Raw genomic sequence first — 22,671 nt, 5'->3', positions numbered from 1 at the left:
CGGTTTCGGTGCGGCTGTGCGGCTGTGCGGCTGTGCGCCTGCGGCGCGTGCGGGTGCTTCAGGGGGTTCGGGGGGCCAGTTCCACCGCTGTGCAGCGCCAGCGGAGGTCGTGGCCCTGTTCGAGGCGGAAGGCCATGGCGCGCAGCCGGTCACCGGCTGTGATGCGGGCGAAGACCTCGAGGGCACCGGTGCGGGGGACGAAGTAGCCGATGTCGCGGACCACGGGGCGGATGCCGCGGGTGCGCAGGGGGCTGTGTTCGGCGAGGCGGGCGAGGTCGTCGTAGGCGCGGCCCGCGGTGTGGCGGAGCATCCAGTGGACGGGGCGCTGGCCGCTCAGGACGGCCAGCAGGCGGTCGGCGAAGAGATCGGTGGGGCGTTGCCCCGGTACGGCCGCCGTCGGCGGCGAGAGGGGCGTACGCGCGCTCTGGGGCGTGCGTGCCGGGGCAGTCCTGCTCGTCAGGGGCGCCCGGGGCGGCGCGCCGCCGGGTCGGCGGGAGTCGTGGCGGGTCGGCGGGCGGTGGCGCGGCCGGGGCTGCGGCTGGGGCGTGCGGCTCATGACCTTGTTCATGGGGGTCCCCGTTCGGCTGGCCCGGGGAATACCGGGCGGTAACTCGCTGATGGGGATCTTGTACGGGGACCGGAACCGGCACGGCAAGGAAGACGGGGCGGGCGGCCGGAGGTCGGGGGCGTTCACTTATCCGGGTGACGCGGGGGTGCGGAAGGCCCGTGGCCGGGCGGCGGGACCGGGTGAGGTGCGAGGCCCGGTGTGGACGCCCCGAGGGGTGTGGGCGGGGACTCGAAGGGGGACGGCCGCACGTATCCTGAAGGCCCGTCGGCGACCAGGAAAGAGCGTCCAGCCATGCGCGTCTACGTCCCTCTGACCCTTCCCGGTCTCGCCGAGGCGTCCAAGACCGGTGAGCTGGGCAACGGCCCCTTCGTCGCGTACGGCGTCACGCCCGCGCTGCGCGAGTGGTACGTCTCCGACGACATCGAGGAACTGGAGTACGAGGCGCTCAGCCGGGCCGCGCTGGCCTCGCTGCGGCTGCTGGCGGCCGACTCCGGCGCGGCGCGGCGGCGGGTCGTGATCGCCGTCGACGTGCCCGACGGAGCCGCCACCGCCGACCCGGACCGCGGGCTCGACCCCCGCACGCTCGGCGAGGTGACGGTGGCGGGCACGCTCCGGCTCGCGAAGGCGGCCGCGGTGCACGTCGACGCCGACGACGCCGAGGTGGACGTGGCCGCGGCGGCGCAGGCGCTGGAGGCGGCCGACGGCGGGGACGACGACGCGCAGTTCCTCGTGGACGAGACCGACGACCACGAGCTGCTGTGGTACGCCACGCAGGAGATCCCCAACCTGGTGCACCTGGCCTGACCTGCCTGGATCCGATCTTCCCCAGGTGATTGTCAGCGGGGGCGGGTACGGTTTTCGGCATGGGGAAGCACGGAAGCGCGCACATCGTCTGGGACTGGAACGGAACCCTGTTCCACGACAATGACGCGATCATCGGGGCGACGAACGCGGCCTTCGCCGAGCTCGGGCTGACACCGATCACTCTGGAGCAGTACCGGACGCTGTACTGCGTGCCGGTGCCGAAGTTCTACGAGCGGCTGCTCGGCCGGCTGCCGTCCGACGCCGAGTGGGAGCGGATGGACGGGGCCTTCCACCGGCACTACGTCGAGCACCGGGTGCGGTGCGGGCTGACCGAGGGCGCGACCGATCTGCTCTCGGAGTGGCGCTCGGCCGGGCACAGCCAGTCGCTGCTCAGCATGTACGGGCACGAGGAGCTGGTGCCGCTCGTGCGCGGCTTCGGGATCGAGGGCCAGTTCGTACGCGTCGACGGGCGTACGGGGCCGTCCGGGGGCAGCAAGGCCGAGCACATGGTGCGGCATCTGGAGGCGCTGAGCGGGATGGCCGAGGCCGGGCGGACCGTGGTGATCGGTGACGCCGCGGACGACGCGGTGGCCGCGCTGCATGTCGGGGCGCGGGCCGTGCTGTACACCGGCGGGTCGCACAGCCGGGCCAGCCTGGAGGGCGTGGGCGTGCCGGTGGTCGACTCCCTGGCCGAGGCGGTCGCCGAGGCGCAGAGAGTCGCGGCGTAGCGACCAGGGGCCGGAGCGCAAGGGCCGGAGAGCCGGGGCGTGGGGAGGCGCGGCGTAGCGGGGTGGCCACGCCGCACCGGTGCACCGCCGTGCGGGTCAGCTCGTCGGGGCCTTCGCCCGCAGAACCTTCAGGAACTCGCGCATCCAGGTGGGGTGATCCGGCCACGCCCGGGCCGAGACCAGGGTGCCGTCGACCACGGTCTCCGCGTCGTCGAAGTGCGCTCCGGCCGACTGCATGTCGAGTTCCAGGGCCGGGTAGGCGGTGACGCGGCGGCCGCGCAGGCCGTCGATCGCGGCGGTGAGCAGCGGGCCGTGGCAGATCTGGGCGACCGGCTTGTCGGCGTCGAAGAAGGCCTTGAGGATCTTCCGCAGTTCGGGGTCGTTGCGCAGGTACTCGGGCGCCCGGCCGCCGGGGATGACGAGGGCCGCGTACTCACCGGGGTCGACCTCGGAGAAGGCGAGGTCGGCGGGCCAGGTGTAGCCGGGTTTCTCGGTGTAGGTGTCGTATCCGGGCTCGAAGTCGTGGACGACGAAGCGGAGCGTCTTGCGGGTGGGGGCCGCGATGTCGACGTCGTAGCCTTCCTCGCGCAGGCGCTGGTAGGGGTACAGGACTTCCAGGGACTCCGCAGCGTCGCCGGTGATGATGAGGATCTTCGCGGGCATGTCGTTCCTCCTGCGCGGGCACGGCCCCTCCGCGGGGGACGGGCGCTGTCCTGAGCAACCTGCCCCGGCAGGGCGCGCTTGCCAAGAGGGCCCGTCGCTTTCAGGGTGCGACCCCGGGTGCGCGGGCGCGACCGAAACGCGCCCCCGCGCCGACGACCGCACGCACGGCACCCCCCGGGCGCCACACGGCACCCCCGCCAAGCGCCACACGGCCCCCTCCCGGGACCGCAGCACCGGCATCCCGCGGCGCCGCGCCGGCGCCCCTGGGCGCCGCACGGCCACGGCGCCCAGGTCGCACGCCCGAGCGGTCACCCACCACATATGCGCCACACATGCGCCGCTCGGCCGCCCTCCGAGCGCCGTCCGGCCGCCGTCCGGGCGTTCGGGATACGCCACCCGCCCCCGCCTCACCCCTGTGCAGAACGTCAAACTTCACCCCCCGGTTTTGTACACATACGGCTCATGACGTGCCCGGGGTGAGGAGCGATAGCCTTGTGGCGTGATCAGCGCGATATCTCGCGGGAGCGCCTTCGCTCCTGCCCTGCGCCCGGGTTGTACGGAGCACCTCCGTGACCGGGCGGCGGTCGCTGGTCCTCGCGGGCGGGACGGGGGCGCCGAAGCCCCCAGGACGCCGAGGGCGGTACGGGACTCGGCGGTGCCGAATCCGGCGTCGCACCCGGCGGATACGTCGACATTGGCCGAAATCCCACCGCTCATCTCACCTCGCGGCATAGCGTCGGAACCGACCGGACACCCCGGGCCGTGGCGTCATGCCGGAGGGGAAGACTCCGTACTTCCTTCTACGTCTCGCAACGGCGCGTGACAGGAGCCAGAGGACAATGCAGACCAAGCTGGACGAAGCCAAGGCCGAGCTGCTCGAAAGGGCCGCTCGGGTAGCTGAGAACAGCCCGGTCGGGGGGCACCTACCGACTGGGACGACGAGCGAGGGCACCGACGGCACCCCGGACAGCGACTCCGTGCTCGCGTTCCTCCAGCGCTACTACCTGCACACCGCACCGGAAGACCTCACCGACCGCGACCCGGTCGACGTCTTCGGCGCCGCGGTCTCGCACTACCGTCTCGCCGGGAACCGTCCCCAGGGCACCGCGAACGTCCGGGTGCACACCCCGACCGTGGAGGAGAACGGCTGGACCTCCAGCCACACCCTGGTGGAGGTCGTCACCGACGACATGCCGTTCCTCGTCGACTCGGTCACGAACGAGCTGACCCGGCAGGGGCGTGGCATCCACGTCGTCATCCACCCGCAGTTCGTCGTCCGCCGGGACCTGACCGGCAAGCTGATCGAGATGCTGCCGCACCGGCCCACCGGTGACCTCCCGCACGACGCGCACATCGAGTCCTGGATCCACGTCGAGATCGACCGGGAGACGGACCGCGCCGACCTGAAGCAGATCACCGCCGACCTGCTGCGCGTGCTCTCCGACGTCCGCGAGGCCGTCGAGGACTGGGAGAAGATGCGGGACGCGGCGGTCCGCATCGCCGACGGGCTGCTGAGCGAGCCCCGGCCTGCGGACCTGCCCGAGGCCGAGGTCGAGGAGGCCCGCGAGCTGCTGCGCTGGCTGTCCACGGACCACTTCACCTTCCTCGGCTACCGCGAGTACCAGCTGCGCGGCGACGACTGCCTGGCCGCCGTGCCCGGCACCGGTCTCGGCATACTGCGCTCGGACCCGCACCACTCCCTGGACGACCAGCACCCGGTCAGCCCGTCCTTCGAGCGGCTGCCGGCCGACGCCCGCGCCAAGGCCCGCGAGCACAAGCTGCTCGTGCTGACCAAGGCCAACAGCCGGGCCACCGTGCACCGGCCGTCGTACCTGGACTACGTCGGCGTCAAGAAGTTCGACGCGGACGGCAACGTCGTCGGCGAGCGCCGCTTCCTCGGTCTGTTCTCCTCCGCCGCCTACACCGAATCGGTTCGCCGGGTCCCGGTCATCCGCCGCAAGGTCGAGGAGGTCCTGGAGCTCGCCGGGTTCTCGCCCAACAGCCACGACGGCCGCGACCTGCTCCAGATCCTGGAGACGTACCCGCGCGACGAGCTGTTCCAGACCTCGCCCGTCGAGCTCCAGCCCATCGCGACGAGCGTCCTGTACCTCCAGGAGCGCCGCCGGCTGCGGCTCTACCTGCGCCAGGACGAGTACGGCCGCTACTACTCGGCCCTCGTCTACCTGCCCCGGGACCGCTACACCACCGGTGTCCGGCTGCGGATCATCGACATCCTGAAGGAGGAGCTCGGCGGCACCAGCGTCGACTTCACCGCCTGGAACACCGAGTCGATCCTGTCCCGGCTGCACTTCGTCGTGCGCGTCCCGGCGGGCACCGAGCTGTCGGAGCTGTCGGACACCGACAAGGAGCGCATCGAGGCCCGCCTGGTCGAGGCCGCCCGCTCCTGGGCCGACGGCTTCGCCGAGGCGCTGAACGCCGAGTGCGGCGAGGAACGCGCCGCCGAGCTGCTGCGCCGCTACGGCGGCGGCTTCCCCGAGGGCTACAAGGCCGACCACAGCCCGCGCGCGGCGGTCGCCGACCTGGTCCACCTGGAGCGGCTCAGCGACGAGGAGGGCAACGACTTCGCCCTCAGCCTGTACGAGCCGGTCGGTGCGGCCCCCGACGAGCGCCGCTTCAAGATCTACCGCAAGGGCGGCGCCGTCTCCCTGTCCGCCGTGCTGCCGGTCCTGCACCGGCTCGGCGTCGAGGTCATCGACGAGCGGCCGTACGAGCTGCGCTGCTCGGACCGGACGACCGCCTGGATCTACGACTTCGGTCTGCGCATGCCCAAGTCGCTGGTCGGCGGCAACGGCGACTACCTCGGCGACGACGGCCGGGAGCGGTTCCAGGAGGCGTTCGCCGCGACCTGGACCGGCAAGGCGGAGAACGACGGCTTCAACTCCCTCGTGCTGAGCGCCGGGCTGACCTGGCGGCAGGCGATGGTGCTGCGCGCCTACGCCAAGTACCTGCGCCAGGCCGGCTCCACCTTCAGCCAGGACTACATGGAGGACACCCTCCGCAACAACGTCCACACCACGCGGCTGCTCGTCTCGCTGTTCGAGGCGCGGATGTCCCCGGAGCGGCAGCAGGCCGGTCTGGAGATCACCGACGCGCTGCTGGAGGAGCTGGACGCGGCGCTGGACCAGGTGGCGAGCCTGGACGAGGACCGCATCCTGCGCTCCTTCCTGACCGTCATCAAGGCGACCCTGCGCACCAACTTCTTCCAGGAGACGCACGGCGGCGGTCCGCACGCCTACGTGTCCATGAAGTTCGACCCGCAGGCCATCCCGGACCTGCCCGCGCCGCGCCCGGCGTACGAGATCTGGGTGTACTCGCCGCGGGTGGAGGGCGTGCACCTGCGCTTCGGCAAGGTCGCGCGCGGCGGTCTGCGCTGGTCGGACCGGCGTGAGGACTTCCGTACCGAGATCCTCGGCCTGGTCAAGGCGCAGATGGTGAAGAACACCGTCATCGTGCCGGTCGGCGCCAAGGGCGGCTTCGTCGCCAAGCAGCTGCCGGACCCGGGCGTGGACCGGGACGCGTGGCTGGCCGAGGGCATCGCCAGCTACAAGACGTTCATCTCGGCGCTGCTCGACATCACCGACAACATGGTGGCCGGCGAGGTCGTCCCGCCGCGGGACGTGGTGCGCCACGACGAGGACGACACCTACCTGGTGGTCGCGGCCGACAAGGGCACGGCGACGTTCTCGGACATCGCCAACGGGGTCGCGGAGTCGTACGACTTCTGGCTCGGCGACGCCTTCGCCTCCGGCGGCTCGGCCGGCTACGACCACAAGGGCATGGGCATCACCGCGCGCGGCGCCTGGGAGTCCGTGAAGCGGCACTTCCGTGAGCTGGGCGTGGACACGCAGACCGAGGACTTCACGGTCGTCGGCATCGGTGACATGTCCGGTGACGTGTTCGGCAACGGCATGCTGCTCTCCGAGCACATCCGTCTGGTCGCCGCCTTCGACCACCGGCACATCTTCATCGACCCGAACCCGGACGCGGCCTCCTCCTACGCCGAGCGCAGCCGCCTGTTCGAGCTGCCCCGCTCCAGCTGGGCCGACTACGACACCAAGCTGCTCTCGGCGGGCGGCGGGATCTTCCCGCGCAGCGCCAAGGCGATCCCGCTGAACCACCACATCCGTGAGGCGCTGGGCATCGAGGAGAAGATCTCCAAGATGACCCCGGCCGACCTGATGAAGGCGATCCTGCAGGCCCCGGTGGACCTGCTGTGGAACGGCGGCATCGGCACCTACGTGAAGTCCTCGGCGGAGTCCAACGCCGATGTCGGCGACAAGGCCAACGACGCCATCCGCGTCGACGGCGCCGACCTGCGCGTCAAGGTCGTCGGCGAGGGCGGCAACCTGGGCCTGACCCAGCTCGGCCGCATCGAGTTCGCGCTGCACGGCGGCGGGATCAACACCGACGCGATCGACAACAGCGCCGGTGTGGACACCTCCGACCACGAGGTGAACATCAAGATCCTGCTCAACGGCCTGGTCGCGGAAGGCGACATGACCGTCAAGCAGCGCAACAAGCTGCTCGCCGAGATGACCGACGAGGTCGGCGCGCTGGTGCTGCGCAACAACTACGCGCAGAACGTGGCGATCGCCAACGCCCTCGCCCAGTCCAAGGACATGCTGCACGCGCAGCAACGGTTCATCCGCCACCTGGTCCGCGAGGGCCACCTGGACCGGGCGCTGGAGTTCCTGCCGGCCGACCGCCAGATCCGTGAGCGTCTGAACCAGGGCCAGGGCCTGACCAGCCCGGAGACGGCCGTGCTGCTGGCGTACACGAAGATCACGGTCGCCGAGGAGCTGCTGGGCACCTCGCTGCCGGACGACCCGTACCTGCGCGGCCTGCTGCACGCCTACTTCCCGACGGCGCTGCGCGAGCGTTTCACCGAGACCGTCGACAACCACCCGCTGCGTCGCGAGATCACCACGACCGTGCTGGTCAACGACACGGTCAACACGGGCGGTACGACGTACCTGCACCGGCTGCGCGAGGAGACCGGTGCCTCGCTGGAGGAGATCGTCCGCGCCCAGACCGCGGCGCGTGTGATCTTCTCCGCGGCTCCGGTGTGGGACGCGGTGGAGGACCTGGACAACAAGGTCGACGCGGCCGTCCAGACCCGGATCCGGCTGCACTCGCGCCGCCTGGTGGAGCGCGGCACGCGCTGGCTGCTCAACAACCGGCCGCAGCCGCTCCAGCTCGCCGAGACGGTCGAGTTCTTCGCCGAGCGGGTCGAGCAGGTGTGGCAGCAGATGCCGAAGCTGCTGCGCGGTGTGGACCTGGAGTGGTACCAGCACGTGTACGACGAGCTGTCCGAGGCCGGTGTCCCGGACGAGCTCGCCACGCGTGTGGCCGGGTTCTCCTCCGCCTTCCCGGCGCTCGACATCGTCTCGGTGGCCGACCGCATGGGCAAGGATCCGCTGGACGTCGCCGAGATCTACTACGACCTCGGTGACCGCCTCGGCATCACCCAGCTGATGGACCGCATCATCGAGCTGCCCCGCGCGGACCGCTGGCAGTCGATGGCCCGCGCCTCCATCCGCGAGGACCTGTACGCGGCCCACGCGGCGCTGACCGCGGACGTCCTCGCGGTCGGCAACGGCACCTCGACGCCCGAGCAGCGCTTCGAGGACTGGCAGGAGAAGAACAGCGCGATCCTCGGCCGGGCGCGCGCCACCCTGGAGGAGATCCGCGGGTCGGAGACCTTCGACCTCGCCAACCTGTCGGTGGCGATGCGCACGATGCGGACGCTGCTGCGCACGCATTCGTAGCGCCACGGCGATGAGGGCGCCCCGGACCGGTCGCGGTCCGGGGCGCCTTTTCTCTTGCCGGGCCCCAGGCGAAAGCGAATCGTGAATTCGCCTTTTCCTGATCGCCGATCCGATTCGGATATGGTCTGCGCTGTGACAGTGAACCTCACCGAGACGCGCCCGGCGGCGCCCGCGCGCGTGCCCGCGCCCGCTTCCGCGCCGGCCCCGGCCCGGCCCGTCACGCGCGTCGTGCTGGAAGTGGTGAAATTCGGGGTCGTCGGCGGCAGCGGTGTCCTCGTCAATTTCCTGGTGTTCAACCTGCTGCTGCACGGCCTGCGCCGGCAGGCGATGGCCGCTACGGTCCTGGCCAGCTGTGTCGCCATGGCCACGAATTACCTGGGCTTCCGCTTTTTCGCCTATCGGGACCGGGCCGCACGCACCCGCCGGCAGATCGCGCTGTTCTTCGTCTTCAGCGGGCTCGGCGTGGTGATGGAAAGCGGCCTGTTCTGGATCGGTTATCGCGTGCTGGAATTGAACAGCGCGTTCGAGACGAATGCGGTGAAGGCGCTGTCGATCGTGCTGGCCTCCGCCTTCCGTTTCCTGGTCTACCGCACCTGGGTGTTCCAGCGGGATGCGCGCCGCACCGCCTAGCGCGGCGAGCGCCGGCCGGGCGCTGCCCCAGGCCGCCGCCGCGCTCGTACTGGTCCTGATGCTGCTGGTGATCGTCCGGCTGCCCTGGGCGGGTGATCTGGGCATGCACGCGGCGACCGTGCAGCGGCTGCGGCACGACCTGCTGCACCCCGGCAATCCGCTGGTCGACGTGGACACGCCGAGCCCGTACTACTCGCCGTGGATGCTGGTGCTCGGCTGCGTCGCCAAGGTCACCGGCCTGTCGGTGTTCGTCGTGCTGCGCATCGGCGCGCTCGCCGGACTCGCGCTGCTGGTCAGCGGCGTCTGGCGGTACGTCCGCACGCTCAGCGCCCACCGTGCCGCGCCCGCGCTGGCGATCCTGTGCCTGGTCTTCCTGTGGGGGCCGGTCCTGTTCAGCTGGAGCGGCTTCCTGGGCCTCAACTCCCTCGCGCTGACGGTGTCGTACCCGAGTGTGTTCGCGCTCGGTCTGTCCTTCCACCTCTGGGCGTGGCTGGCGCGGGCGCTGCGCGGGGAGGCCGACTGGGGGGTGTGGCTGCGACTGGGCCTGCTGTGGGGGGTCGTCCTGCTGTGCCACCAGTTCACGGGCGTCGTCGCCTCCCTGGGCGCGCTGGCCGTCGTGATCTCCGCGCGGCCGGGCCGTGCGGTGCTGCCCCGCCTCGGCGCCGCGCTGCTTCTCGGCGTGGTGCTGCTGGCGCTCTGGCCGTACTACGACTTCTTCGCGCTCTTCTCCGCCGGCTCCGGTCTCGAGGCGATCCACCGGCCGCTGTACGAGCACCTCGCCGGCCGCTTCGGGCTGGTCCTGCTGGGCGTCGTGGCGCTCGCCCTGCGCCTGCGCCGCGACCGCCGGGACCCCCTGGTCCTCTTCTTCCTCCTCGGCGTGCTGGTGTTCGCCGCGGGGGGCGTGACGGGCCACTACTCCTGGGGCCGGGCCCTGCCGGCCGTGCTGATCCCGGCCCAGCTCGCGGCCGCGCTGGAGACCGTGTCGGCGGGCGGCCGGGCGGTGCGGACGGGGTGGGCGTGCGTACTGGGCGCCGCGCTGGCCGTGGGGGCGTGGACGCAGGCGGGGACGCTCGGGTACGCCCTCGGCAGGGACGCGCTGCCGCCCGCGGTCGCGGTCAAGTACCGCCCGCCGTGGGTCGGTTACCAGTGGATCACGCCCTGGGTGGGGTACGGGGACGTGGTGATGGCCCGTACGCTGCCGTCCCGGCAGATCCCCGCCTACGGGCCGTACACCGTGGCCCCTGGCTATCCCGACGTGTTCCTGCCGGACCAGGGCAGGCGGGACGCGGCGGTGGCACGGTACTTCGCGGCGGGCACGTCGGCGGACGGACGGTGGGCCATGGTCCGGGAGTACGGGGTGCGGTGGGTCGTGACCAAGGGCGCGTCCACCGACCCCTGGCTGCGCCGGGTGGCCGCGGGCCCGGGCGACCAGGTGCTGTACGAGGTCAGACGCTGACCCGCGCGGCCGACGGAGACCCACAACACCCCTGGGGCTCCGCGGCCCTGACGGCGTTACGACGCCCGCTGCCTACTTCAGCAAGCTCCCCACCAGCCGCGCGGTGCTCCGCACCTTCGGCAGTGCCACCTTCCGCACCATCGGGCGGATCAGCCGGGCCGTCACCCCCACCGGACGCCAGCGGATCTGCAGGCGGCCGGGGTTGCGGCCCTCCGGCTCGATGACGACGTCGTGGGGGAGGGCGCCGGAGCGGTACTCGACGCGGGTCGTGGTGACGGGGAAGTCGACGGGGGCCAGCAGGAGGCCGGAGTGGGCGAGGCCCTGCTGTTCCAGGCGCAGCAGGGGGTGCCGGACGCCGGCGAAGCCCTGGAGGGAGAGCCGGGCGGTCGACAGGTCCAGCTGGACGCGGCCCTCGAAGACGCCGGGACGGACCGGGTCCAGCCGGAACGGCACGGTCATCCGGCGCCGCCCCGGGGTCAGCAGGAGCGCCGCGCGCTGGGGGCCGACCGGCAGCCGCAGACCGGGGTCGTAGGTGCGGACCGCGAGGCTCACGGCGGCACCGGGCCCGCGGCCGAGCTCCGTGATCTCGTGCCGGAAGTGCGCGAGGGGGAACGGCCGGGTGTCCAGCTCCAGGTCGGACACGTCCAGTTCGCGGCGCGCCCGCTCCGAGGAGGGGACGGTGTCGCCCCAGTACGCCGCTCCGGTGCCGTCGGCGCTGATCCGCCGCGGCGCCACCCCGTGCCCAAGGCCCCGCGCCGCGAGCTGCGCGTCGGTGAGGCGGCCGTCGCGCAGGAGCTGGAGGACCACCCGTTCCGGACGCGGAAGCCTGGCGTACGCGCCGTCCGCCAGCGTCTCCAGGTAGGGGTTCATGATCTCCGCGAAGGCTCCGAGCCAGTTCTCGTCCCGGTACGGCAGGTCGCCCGCGTACATCCGGAAGTCGTGCTTGAGGAACTTGTAGTCCTTGTCCTCGCGCAGCCCCTCGTGCCCGCTGCCTGCCATGAACTCGTCGATCAGGCGCTGTACGTGGACGCGGTCGCGGACGTTGGAGACCTTGTGCCGCTGGTTGGAGATGGAGGCCGACGCGGCGGCGGCGAACGGCTCGATGTACCAGACGTACACCGTGTCCGGAATGATCGTGAACGCCTCCGCCAGGCAGTAGGACTGCGCCGAGAAGAGCTGGTCCTCGTAGTGGATGCCCTCGGGGAAGCGGAGCCGGTGGCGGTCCAGGAACGCGCGGGCGTACATCTTGCTCGTCGACAGGTGCTCGAACAGCAGCCGCGGGTCCGCCCCGATGCCGTCCAGGGTGCGGCGTTCGGCGACCAGATGCGGCATCCAGGTGGAGCGGCGCCCGTTGTCCACGCGGACCCGGCGCACCGCGCCCATGGTGAAGTCGACCTCGCGCTCGCGGTGCGCGGCCAGCAGCGACTCCACCGCGCGCGGCGGGAGTTCGTCGTCGCTGTCCAGGAACATCAGGTACGGCGCCCGGGCGATGTCGATGGCCCGGTTGCGCGGCGCGCTGCAGCCGCCGCTGTTCTCCGGCAGCCGCAGGTAGCGGATGCGGTGGTCCTGGGCCGCCAGCTCCCGGGCCACCGCCGGGGTGTCGTCGGTGGAGTGGTCGTCGCTGATGACGATCTCGATGTTCTCGTGGGTCTGGGCGCGCAGGGAGGCGACCGCGCGGGGCAGCCGGGCCGCGTCGTTGTAGACGATGACCGTGACCGTGACGTCGGGGGTCGTCATGCGCCGGCCTCCTCGGGGGTCGGGGCGGGGGTGCGCGCGTCCAGCGGGAGGATCGGGGGCAGCGCCTTCTCGGACTCGCCGAGGAACACCCGCCGTACGACCCGTTCGGCGGCGTGCCCGTCGTCGTACTCGCAGAACCGGCGGCGGAAGGCGGCCCGTGCCTTCGCGGCGCTCTCGTCGCGCCAGGCGCCGGAGGTGAGGATCTCGGTGAGTTCCTCCTGGGTGCGGGCGACCCGGCCCGGCGCCTCGGCCATCAGGTCGAAGTAGACGCCCCGGGTGGTGCGGTACGTCTCCCAGTCGTCGGCGTGGATCACGATCGGGCGGTCGAGGTTGGCGTAGTCGAACATGATCGACGAGTAGTCCGTGACCAGCGCGTCGGCGGCCAGGCACAGCTCCTCGACGGGGTCGTAGGAGGAGACGTCGATGATCCGGCCGGAGCGGCGCAGGCCGGTCAGCGGGGAGGCGGTGCCGCCGTAGAAGTAGTGGGCGCGGACCAGCAGGACGGTGTCCTCGCCGAGGCGGTCGGCCAGGGCGGCGAGGTCGATGCGGGGGGTGAAGCCGGCCTCGTAGTCGCGGTGGGTGGGGGCGTAGAGCACGGCCGTCCTGCCGGGGGCGATGCCGAGGCGCTCGCGGGCAGCGCGCACGTCCGCGGCGGTGGCGGTGTAGAAGACGTCGTTGCGCGGATAGCCGTGGTCGAGGGAGGTGAAGCGGGCCGGGTAGGCGCGCTCCCACATGCGGGTGGAGTGGCTGTTGGCGCTGACGCTGTAGTCCCACTTGTCGACGCGGGTCAGCAGGGCGGCGAAGTCCGTGCCCCTGGCGGCGGCCGGATGGGCCATCTGGTCGAGGCCCATGCGCTTGAGCGGGGTGCCGTGGTGGGTCTGGAGGTGGATCGCGTCGGGGCGCTTGACCACCGCGTTGGGGAAGTTGACGTTGTTCGTCAGGTACTTGGCGGCGGCCAGCGTCTCCCAGTAGCGGCGGGTGCCGGGGATCACGTGGTCGGTACCGGGGGGCAGCAGGGCGGCGTTCGCCTTGTTCACCACCCACACCTGACGGATGTGCGGGGCGAGTTCGGCGAGCTTCGCGGCGATCGCGGCCGGGTTGCAGGCGACCCCGCGGTCCCAGTAGGCCGCGAACACCGCGAGGCCGGGGTCGACCGGGCGGTCGAGCGCCCTGCGGTAGTGGTGGTCGCGCAGCTTCGCGCCGACCTTGCGTTTACGTGTGCGTACGGCCTTGCGGGCCGCGCGGCGGGTGCGGTTGACGGCCTGGAAGGCGCGGTACCTGGTGTAGGCGCCCTCTTCGAGGAGCCCGTGCCGTACGCCTTCGAGTCCGGACGGGCGCCGGTGGCCCTCGGGGCGCCGGCGGACGGCGGCCAGGGAGGCGCGGCGGAAGAACTCGCGGGCCACCGCGTCGGGCATGTCCTCGCGGGCGAAGGTGCGCACCAGGTCGCGGACCATCAGGTCGTACAGCACCTTGTGGACGGCGCGGCGGTCCCCGGCGAGCTCCAGCAGGCACTCGTGGCGGTCGACCAGCGCCAGCCGGTCGCTGCCGGCGGGGGACGGCAGGCTCTGGGGGCGCAGCCTGCGGTGGTCGTACGCCACCTGGTTGAGGCAGGCGACGCGGTCGGCGCGCAGCAGGGCCGCCTGGGCGGCGTACGGCTCGTCGTCGGTGGTGAGGAGTTCCTCGTGCGTCCGCCAGAACGAGGCGCGCAGGACGCGGGTGCCGAGCAGCGGGGTGAGGCGCAGGAGGTCGGCCGTGTCGGCGAGGGCGAGGTCGGTGCGGCCGGCGGCGGCGAGGAGGCGGCCGTCGCGGGAGGGGGCGGACGTCGTCTGCCAGGTGGTGGTGACGTGGTCCAGGAGGAGTACGTCGGCGGTGTCGCCCAGTTCGGCGGTCCGCTCGGCGATCAGGCGGGGCGCCCCCGCGGGCAGGGTGTCCTTGGTGCGGACGAAGTGCAGCCAGCGGCCGGACGCCCGTGCGGCGCCCGCCGCCCGCGCCGCCGCGTCACCGGTGCCCTCGGGCAGGGACACCACGACCGTCTCGGGGGCGTGGCCCTCCGCCGTCTCCCGCGCCCACTCGCCGACCGCGGCGACGATCACCTCGGTGTCCGGGAGCGGGCGCGTTTCCAGCGCGTCGAGCAGTTCGTTGAGATGCCCCTGGGTGTTCGGCCCGTAGACGATCACGCTGAGGTGGGGCATCGCGGGGGTCTCCTTCGGCTCGACGTCTCAGGGGGCACCTTTCTTAACATACTGTCACTAGACGGATGAAAGGGATAACCACGCCTGAGACGCGAGGCCGGCTCGGGAAGGAATCCGAGAGCGGGTTACGGCGCCGTCTTCGCGGGCGCCGGCTTCTTCGCCGGCTTGTCGCTCTTGTCGCCGGTGAAGGCCTCGTACTCCTTCATGACGTCCTCGGTCGGTCCGTCCATGCGCAGCTCGCCGCGCTCCAGCCACAGCACCCGTTCGCAGGTGTCGCGGATCGACTTGTTGTTGTGGCTGACCAGGAACACCGTGCCCGCGTGCCGGCGGAGTTCGCGGATCCGTGCCTCGGAGCGCTTCTGGAAGGAGCGGTCGCCGGTGGCCAGGGCCTCGTCGATGAGCAGGACGTCGTGGTCCTTGGCGGCGGCGATGGAGAACCGCAGACGCGCGGCCATGCCGGAGGAGTAGGTGCGCATCGGCAGGGTGATGAAGTCACCCTTCTCGTTGATCCCGGAGAAGTCGACGATCTCCTGGTAGCGCTCCTTGACCTGCTCGCGGGACATGCCCATGGCGAGGCCGCCGAGGTGGACGTTGCGCTCGCCGGTGAGGTCGTTCATCATCGCCGCGTTGACGCCGAGCAGCGAGGGCTGGCCGTCGGTGAAGATGTGGCCGTTCTCCACTGGGAGCAGGCCGGCGACCGCCTTGAGCAGGGTCGACTTGCCGGAGCCGTTGGTGCCGATCAGGCCGATGGCCTCGCCGCGGTAGGCGACGAACGACACCTTCTTCACCGCGTGCACCCGGCGCACGCCGGACACCTTCTCGGTCTGCTTGCGGCGCATGATGCGGTTCAGGGCGGCGGTGGCGGAGCCGCGGCCCGCGCCGGTGCCGTTGACCCGGTAGACGATGTCCACGTTGTCGGCGACGACGGTGGGGATCATCGCGTCGGTCTCGGTGTTCGTAAAGGTCTGCTCAGCCACGGCCGTACGTCTCCTCAGCCTTCCAGAAGTAGATGAAGCCGCCGACTCCGGCGAGCAGGGACCAGCCGATCGCCGCCACCCAGACGTGCGGGGGCAGCTGGTGGGCGTGGAAGCTGTCGATCAGCGAGAACCGCATGAGGTCGATGTAGACCGCGGCGGGGTTGGTCTCCAGGGCGACCGTGACGAAGTGCGGCAGGTGGTCCTGCTTGGTGAGCTTGGCGACGCTCCACATCACGCCGGACACGTACATCCAGGTGCGCAGCACGAACGGCATCAGCTGGGCGATGTCCGGGGTCTTGGCGCCCATCCGGGCCATGATCATCGACACGCCCGCGTTGAACGTGAACTGCAGGACCAGTGTCGGGATCGCGAGCAGCCAGGAGATCGAGACCGGCACGCCGAAGCAGAGCAGGATCACGATCAGCGCGGCCATGGAGAACAGCAGCTGCTGGAGCTGCTGGAGGCAGAAGGAGATCGGCAGGGCGGCGCGCGGGAAGTGCAGGGCGCGGACCAGGCCGAGGTTGCCGGAGATGGCCCGGGTGCCCGCCATGATCGAGCTCTGCGTGAACGTCCAGATGAACACGCCCGTAACCAGGAACGGGATGTAGTCCGGGACGCCGCGCTTGGTGCCGAGCAGCACACCGAAGATGAAGTAGTAGACCGCCGCGTTCAGCAGCGGGGTCATGACCTGCCAGACCTGGCCGAGCTTCGCCTGGCTGTACTGGGCGGTGAGCTTGGCGGTGGAGAAGGCGGTGATGAAGTGACGCCGCTGCCACAGCTGACGGACGTACTCCGGCAGGGAGGGGCGGGCCCCGCTGACCGTCAGGCCGTGCCGGGCGGCCAGTGCCGCGAGGTCGCCGTCGGCGGGGACCTGGGTCGGGGGCGGTGTGTGGAGGACCTGGCTCACATCCGCTGCTTTCGCTCGGGGGGAGGGGGGTGTGCGTACGGCCGGCGGCCGCCGGAGCCGCGCCGGCCGCTGTCCGTGGCGGGTCCTGTCGCCCGGCGTTCGCTCACGCTTCTCTTTACGTTCTCTTACGTCGGGACGGGACCGTATCGTCGCAACGTGAGAGTAGGCCCATCGCACGTCGGAACGCAACCGTTTCGTCGTAACGCCCTATGCTGGTCGGCATGACGACCAACGCCGACGAACCAGCGGCGCCTGCGCGCCGCCGGGCTCCCGCCGGAGCCGCCGTGCTCCGGGAGGACGTGACCGAGGCCATCCGCGCGGCCGTCTTCGAGGAGCTGGCGGCCGTCGGGTACGCGAGGATGTCCATCGAGGGGATCGCGCGGCGTGCGGGCGTCGGCAAGACGGCGGTGTACCGGCGGTGGCGGTCGAAGCTGCACCTGGTGCTGGACGTGGTCTCCGCGATGGCGGTGCTGGGCTTCCCGGTCCCCGACACGGGCTCTCTGGAGAGCGACCTGCGCCTCCTCTACGAGGTCACCTCCCGCGCCCTGCGCCACCCCGTCGCCTCCCAGATCATCCCGGACCTCCAGGCCGAGGCGGCCCGCAATCCGGAGATCGCGGAGGCCCTCCAGAAGGCCGTCCGGGACGGCCAGGACAGCGTCGCCAGCGGAATCGTCGCCGCGGCGCAGCGGCGAGGCGAGGTACGGCCCGGCGTCGACACCGACCTCGCCCTCGACCTGATCTCCGGCCCCCTCTACTGGCGCTCGGTCGTCATCCGCTCCCCGAAACTCCCCAAGGGCTACCTGGAACAACTCGCCCGTGCCGCGGCGGGAGCACTCAAGGCGCTGTGAGGCGCGCGGAGAGGAATGGGGAAATCGTGCGGGAAACCGTGGGGGCGGGGCCGGACGCCTCCGCGCGGGCCTGACCGGGCCCGGACCGGCACGTGGCGCCGCATGGGACCGGGCAGCCCCTACGCGGCCAGCCGCCGGGCGAGCCCGGCCAGTTCCCCCGCCCGCAGCACCCGCCCCCCGAACCCCGGCAGCGGCACGTGTACGGCCTCGATCCAGCGCGGCGGCACACCCCCGATCCCGTACACGGCCCCCGCCAGCGCCCCGGTGACCGCCGCCACGGTGTCCGTGTCGCCGCCCAGGTCGACGGCCGCGCGGACCGCCTCCTCGTAGGACGTGGTGGTGCGCAGGGCCCAGACGGCCGAGCCGAGGCAGGGCCAGACGGCGCCGTTGAACTCCGTGGCCAGGTCGGGATGCCAGTCGGGGGAGAGAACGGTCGCGTAGCGGTCCCGGTGGCCGGGGTGGAGTGCCGTGAGGGTGTCGGGTACGGCCGTGAGCGGGTCCTTTCCGGCGAGGGCGAGCCGGACCAGTTCGTGGAGGACTGCGGTGCCCTCCCAGGCCGCCCGGTCCCCGTGGGTGAGGGCGGACAGGCGGCGGGCAGCGTCCATGGTGGCCTCGCGGCCGTGCCGGGCGAAGTGCACGGCCGAGGGGGCCGCCCGCATCAACGCCCCGTTGCCGGCCGCCCGCTGACTGGTCTGGAAGTGCAGCGCGGCGGCCGCGTCCCAGGGGTCACCACTGGTCAGTACGGCCTCCGTCTGGAGGCCGATGTCCTTGGGCTCGGCCGCCGCCCACCGCTGGAAGCGGCCGAACAGGTCCGCCGGGTCCATCGCACCGCGCTCCAGCAGCGACTCGGCGGTCAGTACGGCCATCTGTGTGTCGTCGGTTGCCTCGCCGGGCTCCCAGCCGCCGCCCCCGCACATCTCACCGCCCTGACCGACGCACGGGAAGTGCGCCGAGAAGGCGCCCTCGGGCCCGAACTCGAACGGCGCGCCCAATGCGTCGCCCACAGCGGACCCGACCACCGCACCCACGGCACGCTCGACGAACAGCAGACCAGTCACCCGCGCAGCCTACGACCGCCCCGAACAACGGCGCTTCCCAGCGCCAACTCCGCCATCGCAGCCGACGCGCCCGCAACTCCCTCAAGGGGCGCGGGGAACTGCGCGCCCGGCCGCGACGGGCCCGCGGTTGGAAGTGGACCTGCGCCACGGTGCGCCCCCCAGTCGGCGGAGACCTGCTCAGACCCGCGCCGCCTCCGGGTGCAGTCGTACCCAGCCCTCCCAGGCTGACGTGATCATGTCCTGGACGTCGTACTTGGCGTGCCAGCCGAGTTCCGCGGCGATGCGGTCGGCGGAGGCCACGACGCGGGCCGGGTCGCCGGGGCGGCGCGGGGTGGTGGTGGGCGGCCGGTCGTAGCCGGTGACGGCGTTGATGTGGTCGATCATCTCGCGGACCGAAACGCCCTCCCCGCGGCCGATGTTGAGGGTCAGGGAGCTGCCGGGGGCGGAGCGCAGCGCGCGGGCGACGGTGACATGGGCCTCGGCGAGGTCGACGACGTGGATGTAGTCACGGACGCACGTGCCGTCGGCGGTGGGGTAGTCGTCGCCGAAGACGCGCGGGGCGGCGCCCTCGGTGAGCTTCTCGAAGACCATGGGGACGAGGTTGAAGACGCCCGTGTCGGCCAGCGCGGGGGTGGCCGCGCCCGCGACGTTGAAGTAGCGCAGGGAGGCCGTCGCGAGGCCGGTCGCCCGGCCCGTCGCGCGGACCAGCCACTCGCCGGCCAGCTTGGTCTCGCCGTAGGGGGAGAGCGGCACGCACGGGGTCTCCTCCGTGACCAGGTCCACGTCGGGCATGCCGTAGACCGCGGCGGAGGACGAGAAGACGAAGGACGGCACGCCGGCGGCCGTCACCGCCTCCAGCAGGACGCGCAGACCCTCCACGTTCTCCCGGTAGTAGTGCAGTGGCAGGTCCACGGACTCGCCCACCTGCTTCTTCGCCGCGAGGTGCACGACCCCGGTCACCTCGTGCCCGGCGAGCGTCCGCGCCAGCTTCTCGCCGTCCAGGGTGGAGCCCACCACCAGGGGGACCTCCTGCGGTACCCGCGCGGCGAGGCCCGTGGACAGGTCGTCGTAGACCACGGTCCGCTCGCCCGCCTCGGCCATCGCGCGTACGACGTGCGCCCCGATGTATCCGGCGCCGCCGGTGATCAGCCAGGTCATGTGCGGCCGTCCCCTCGTCAGTCGGTCGTCGGCCGGCCCATGGCTCTTCGGACCCGCCGGCTCTCAGTGAAGCAGGCGGCGGAGCCGGCCGCGGGCGACTGCCATGACTCCTCGTGCTCCGACGGCCACGCGCAGTGCGAGCGCGCCCGAGTGGGTGGCGTACGGCTGGACGAGCAGGACGCCGTGCCGGGCGTTCGGTACGGCGTACCGGCGCAGCCGGCCGGCGCCCGCGCGCGCGTGCGCGGTGACGCTGCGCTCCGCGCCGTCCGCGAAGCGCACCGTCAGACGCAGGTCCCAGGTGCCGGCGCCGAACGCGGCGAGACCGACGGGCACCTCGGCCGTCCAGAGGTCCGCGTCCGGCCGCGCGAAGCCCGCCCGCGTCCGCGGTGCCGTGCGCCCGTCCTCCCTCCGTCGCCACTCCACCTCCACCTCCCGCGGGCCCGCCCCGGCCACCCGCCCGTACAGCTCGTGCAGGCGCAGCCGCAGGCGGGTGCCGCGGGCGCGCGGGCGCAGTTCCGCGTCCAGCGCGAGGGGGAGGACGGCGACGGGGCGGGTCAGGAAGGGCGTGAGGGTGATCCGGGGGAGGTCCGGGGACCAGACGGGCGTGCCGTCCGGGGCGTGGGCGTAGGGCGGGAGCAGCCGGGCCGGGCGGGCCGCGAGTTCCCGCAGACGGGGCAGGTCGCACGGCTCGGGGGACGCCAGGACGACCCGGCCGAGCAGCCGGCCCGGTGCCGTCGGGTTCGTCTCCCAGTCGGCCGCGTCGTAGCGCGCGAGGTACTCGCGGGTGTGCGCCCACCACGCGCGCTGGTAGCCCGGGTCGCGCAACCCCAGCTCGCGCGCGTACATCCGCATCTCGTGGTCGAGGAACTTCGCCCGCGCGGCCCGCGCCAGCTCCTTCTGCCCGGCGTCCAGCAGAAGGCCGTACGCCGCCGCGCACGCCGCCGTGCGCGCCTTCCAGTTCTCCACGCCGTCCCGGTCCAGGGAGAGCGACAGCCGCTCGGCGGACCGGCGCACGTGCCAGACGTACACGCGGTCGGGGACGAGCGCGATGCGCGGCTCCGCGGCCAGCACGCGCGCGGTGAAGACGAAGTCCTCGTAGAGGAAGCGCCCTTCGGGGAAACGGATGCCGTGCTCGCGCAGGAACGAGGTCCGGTACAGCTTGTTGACGCACAGCGTGTCGTGGACCAGCCGGGGGCGCTGGGACGGGCGCGCGAGGACGGTGTGCGTCGTGTAGAGGGGCGCCTGCCACGGCTGTTCGCGCCCCGAGGGCAGCTCCCGGCGCACGCACAGGCCGCCCGCGACCTCGGCCCGCGCTTCCGTGGCCGCTTCCAGCAACGCCCGTGCCGCGCCGGGCGGCAGCACGTCGTCGCTGTCCAGGAACATCACGTACGGCATCGTCACCGCGTCGATCCCGGTGTTGCGCGGGGTGCCGCAGCCGCCGCTGTTGGCGCTCCGGCGCACCACCCGCAGCCGGGGTTCGCCGGCGGCCAGGCGGTCCAGCAGCGCGCCGCTGCCGTCCGTCGAGCAGTCGTCCACGGCGACGACCTCGCCGACGGCCGGCCCCTGGGCGAGGGCCGAGCGTACGGCGTCCGCCACGTGGGCGGCGTCGTTGTATCCGATGACGACCACGGCAGCGCGGGACGCCGGGGGCGGGTCCGGGCGTGGGTCCGGATCCGAGTGCGGGTCCGGGTGTGGGTCCGGGGGGCCCGCGGGGGCCGAGGGGTCCGGCAGGGCGGGCGGGTCTGCTGGGGCTGGGTGCATGGCGTCCACGGGCCGGGAACGTAGGAGGGTCGGGCGTACCGCGTCAGGAGACGCTCAGCGCGTGATCCGGAAGCCGATCGGAATCAGCCCGGGGCCTGGTCACGGTCGGGGCCTTCGCGGCCGGCGACCGCGTGGAGCGCCACAGCCGGACGAAGGAGAGCACGGCCGCCGCCGTCAGCAGCACGTTGCGGGCCAGGATCAGCAGGCAGCCGGTCCAGGTCCCGGCGACGACCTCGCCGTACGACAGCGGGTAGACCACGCTGCTCAGCGCGCTCGCCGCCAGGACCAGCAAGGCCACCGGACGCTGGCCGGTGTGCCGCGAGGTCAGGCACACGGCGGCGAGACCGAGCAGCCAGACCATGTACTGGGGGCTGATGACCCGGCTGGTGACGGTGAACAGCAGCACCGCGGTGAGCGCGGCGTCGTACGGCGTGGCCGGGCTCCAGTGCCGGGCCCGCACCCTCCACAGCACCAGCAGCCCGAACGCGGCCGCCGTGAGCGCCAGGGAGACGGTGGCGACGACGTGCGTGTACGGGCCCACCAGTTCGACCGCGCCGTACTGGTAGCGGGTCCGGCCGGACCACCCGGCGTGCCGCGCCAGGTTGAGGGCCGTGCCGCCGAGCGACTCCAGTTGCACGCCCCGGCCGCCCTGCTCCCGCAGGAAGCCGAAGGGGTTGTCGAACGAGACCGCCAGGAGGGCGACCGAGGCTCCCGCGGCGGCCACGGCCCACGTCCACGCCGTCCGCGTCACCCGGCCGGGCGGTGTGCCCAGCAGCACCAGTGCCGGCCACACCTTCACCACGGCGCCCAGCGCCCCCAGCACACCGCACGCGCGCGGGGAGCGCCGTGCCGTCAGCAGGGAGAGGACGGCGAGCGCGGTGACCTGGACGTCGTAGCGCGCGAGCGGCACGTGCAGCAGCAGCGGCAGGCCGCCCGTCCACAGGGCGGCGCCGCACAGGCTCCGGCCCGGCCGCGTCCCCGCGCGGACCAGCGCCGCCACGATCAGCGCGTCGGCGGCCAGCGTCAGCACCACGAACGCCTGGAAGTACGTGAGCCCGGGCAGCAGCCCCGGCGCCAGCAGCACCGCGCCCGCGCCGGGCGGGTACTGCCAGGTGGTGTCGTGCACCGGGAACGTGCCGTGCGACAGGGCGCCGTACCAGCGGAAGTACAGCCGCCACACCTCGCGCGTCACCGAACCCCCGCCGAGCAGGCGCGTGCCCGAGTGGACGAGCACCCACAGCATGAGGGCGCGGGTGGCGAGCCAGGCGGCGGTGAGGGCGAGGACCGGGCCGGGGGATTCACGGAGACGGTTCATCGCATGGCAGCCTAATCCGCGCGGATGGTGTATCCCTGCTGATACGCCGTCAATGAGCGGAAAAGATTGGCTAATCGCAA

Annotated in this window: 16 protein-coding genes; 6 read left to right on the top strand and 10 right to left on the bottom strand. The window is 72.4% G+C overall.

The annotated features are described in order from the left end of the window. Positions 1–58: 58 nt before the first annotated feature. Complete coding sequence (locus tag OIB37_RS15365) at positions 59–568, bottom strand: Rv3235 family protein (RefSeq protein WP_330458159.1); 510 nt, start codon at positions 566–568, stop codon at positions 59–61. Positions 569–859: 291 nt separating this feature from the next. Between OIB37_RS15365 and OIB37_RS15360 the strand changes: the two genes are divergently transcribed. Both OIB37_RS15360 and OIB37_RS15355 read left to right on the top strand, forming a co-directional pair. After that, a complete protein-coding gene (locus OIB37_RS15360; protein ID WP_330458158.1) occupies positions 860–1,372 on the top strand; it encodes a DUF6912 family protein in 513 nt (170 codons plus the stop codon). Between the two features lie 59 nt (positions 1,373–1,431). Continuing rightward, positions 1,432–2,100: an HAD family hydrolase gene (locus OIB37_RS15355; RefSeq protein ID WP_330458157.1), complete on the top strand. Its 669-nt coding sequence runs from the start codon at positions 1,432–1,434 to the stop codon at positions 2,098–2,100. A gap of 96 nt (positions 2,101–2,196) precedes the next feature. On the opposite strand, the gene OIB37_RS15350 is transcribed toward OIB37_RS15355, so the two are convergent. Then, complete coding sequence (locus OIB37_RS15350; RefSeq protein WP_330458156.1) at positions 2,197–2,763, bottom strand: DJ-1/PfpI family protein; 567 nt, start codon at positions 2,761–2,763, stop codon at positions 2,197–2,199. Between the two features lie 839 nt (positions 2,764–3,602). On the opposite strand from OIB37_RS15350, the gene OIB37_RS15345 reads away from it, so the two are divergent. From OIB37_RS15345 to OIB37_RS15335, 3 genes are all read left to right on the top strand, one after another. Continuing rightward, complete coding sequence (locus OIB37_RS15345; RefSeq protein WP_330458155.1) at positions 3,603–8,552, top strand: NAD-glutamate dehydrogenase; 4,950 nt, start codon at positions 3,603–3,605, stop codon at positions 8,550–8,552. Between the two features lie 132 nt (positions 8,553–8,684). Further along, on the top strand, positions 8,685–9,182 hold the full coding sequence (locus OIB37_RS15340; protein ID WP_330458154.1) for a GtrA family protein: 498 nt from the start codon (positions 8,685–8,687) through the stop codon (positions 9,180–9,182). Further along, positions 9,163–10,638, top strand: coding sequence for a hypothetical protein (locus OIB37_RS15335; protein ID WP_330458153.1), 1,476 nt, complete (start codon positions 9,163–9,165; stop codon positions 10,636–10,638). The genes OIB37_RS15340 and OIB37_RS15335 overlap by 20 nt, the downstream gene beginning before the upstream one ends. Before the next feature lie 72 nt (positions 10,639–10,710). Here the strand turns inward: OIB37_RS15335 and OIB37_RS15330 are convergent, their stop codons facing one another. The 4 genes from OIB37_RS15330 to OIB37_RS15315 all read right to left on the bottom strand — a co-directional run bounded on the left by OIB37_RS15330 (position 10,711) and on the right by OIB37_RS15315 (position 16,451). Continuing rightward, positions 10,711–12,375 carry a glycosyltransferase family 2 protein gene (locus OIB37_RS15330; RefSeq protein WP_330458152.1) on the bottom strand — a complete coding sequence of 555 codons (1,665 nt, stop codon included), beginning with the start codon at positions 12,373–12,375 and terminating at the stop codon, positions 10,711–10,713. Further along, the gene (locus OIB37_RS15325; protein WP_330458151.1) at positions 12,372–14,567 is read right to left on the bottom strand and encodes a CDP-glycerol glycerophosphotransferase family protein; all 2,196 of its coding nucleotides are present in this window, start codon (positions 14,565–14,567) and stop codon (positions 12,372–12,374) included. Before OIB37_RS15325 ends, OIB37_RS15330 begins: the two co-directional genes overlap by 4 nt. Before the next feature lie 125 nt (positions 14,568–14,692). Continuing rightward, entirely contained in the window at positions 14,693–15,505 is an 813-nt protein-coding gene (locus tag OIB37_RS15320) for an ABC transporter ATP-binding protein (RefSeq protein ID WP_330461858.1), read from the bottom strand. Positions 15,506–15,536: 31 nt separating this feature from the next. After that, complete coding sequence (locus OIB37_RS15315) at positions 15,537–16,451, bottom strand: ABC transporter permease (RefSeq protein WP_330458150.1); 915 nt, start codon at positions 16,449–16,451, stop codon at positions 15,537–15,539. A 209-nt stretch (positions 16,452–16,660) separates the two neighbouring features. On the opposite strand from OIB37_RS15315, the gene OIB37_RS15310 reads away from it, so the two are divergent. Next, a complete protein-coding gene (locus OIB37_RS15310) occupies positions 16,661–17,299 on the top strand; it encodes a TetR/AcrR family transcriptional regulator (protein WP_443058155.1) in 639 nt (212 codons plus the stop codon). A 119-nt stretch (positions 17,300–17,418) separates the two neighbouring features. Here the strand turns inward: OIB37_RS15310 and OIB37_RS15305 are convergent, their stop codons facing one another. The 4 genes from OIB37_RS15305 to OIB37_RS15290 all read right to left on the bottom strand — a co-directional run bounded on the left by OIB37_RS15305 (position 17,419) and on the right by OIB37_RS15290 (position 22,591). Beyond that, entirely contained in the window at positions 17,419–18,357 is a 939-nt protein-coding gene (locus OIB37_RS15305) for an ADP-ribosylglycohydrolase family protein (protein WP_443058154.1), read from the bottom strand. 177 nt (positions 18,358–18,534) lie between these two features. Continuing rightward, positions 18,535–19,515 (bottom strand): UDP-glucose 4-epimerase GalE, encoded by a 981-nt coding sequence (gene galE, locus OIB37_RS15300; RefSeq protein WP_330458148.1) that lies wholly within the window; start codon positions 19,513–19,515, stop codon positions 18,535–18,537. A gap of 63 nt (positions 19,516–19,578) precedes the next feature. Continuing rightward, positions 19,579–21,144, bottom strand: coding sequence for a glycosyltransferase family 2 protein (locus OIB37_RS15295; RefSeq protein WP_330458147.1), 1,566 nt, complete (start codon positions 21,142–21,144; stop codon positions 19,579–19,581). 175 nt (positions 21,145–21,319) lie between these two features. Continuing rightward, positions 21,320–22,591 (bottom strand): glycosyltransferase family 87 protein, encoded by a 1,272-nt coding sequence (locus tag OIB37_RS15290; protein WP_330458146.1) that lies wholly within the window; start codon positions 22,589–22,591, stop codon positions 21,320–21,322. Positions 22,592–22,671 lie beyond the last annotated feature (80 nt).

Origin of the sequence: Streptomyces sp. NBC_00820 (assembly GCF_036347055.1) — a bacterium.
In the GTDB taxonomy this organism is placed as follows: Bacteria; Actinomycetota; Actinomycetes; order Streptomycetales; family Streptomycetaceae; genus Streptomyces.
This window is presented reverse-complemented; position numbering and strand designations above follow the sequence as displayed.